At 48.0% G+C, this 331-nt stretch carries 1 pseudogene; it reads right to left on the bottom strand.

Going from position 1 to position 331, the window contains the following annotated elements:
* Window positions 1-331, bottom strand: a pseudogene (locus EAO37_RS09075) (hypothetical protein); the annotation flags it as partial.

The following is a 331-nucleotide window of genomic DNA, read 5'->3' as shown; positions in this document are numbered from 1 at the left end:
GTTGATTTGTTGTTCTAGGAAAGTCAGCAAGATACTCTGATTTTCCCCCATTCTAGCCGTGTTCTCCTGCGCGCTTCTGAGCTTGAGCGCGCTTAAGTTCTTTGCGTCCTCTATGGTTTGATTCGTGGTTTTCCCCTTGTTCATCGCGCGCGCTAGAGAATAGATGTATTGGTTGATAGAATTGTCTGTCTGGGCTAGCTCTGGATCAATGCCTACCACTCCCCCGGTTTTTTGATTGAGCCACCTTTTAAAACCATTCCACTTCCCGCTATTGTCCTGCACCTTGTGGATAATATCATCCCCGCGCTCTAGCCCCTGCAAACTCTCGTAA

The sequence above is a fragment of the Helicobacter sp. L8 genome, from assembly GCF_003660355.1.
In the GTDB taxonomy this organism is placed as follows: domain Bacteria; phylum Campylobacterota; class Campylobacteria; order Campylobacterales; family Helicobacteraceae; genus Helicobacter; species Helicobacter labacensis.
This window is presented reverse-complemented; position numbering and strand designations above follow the sequence as displayed.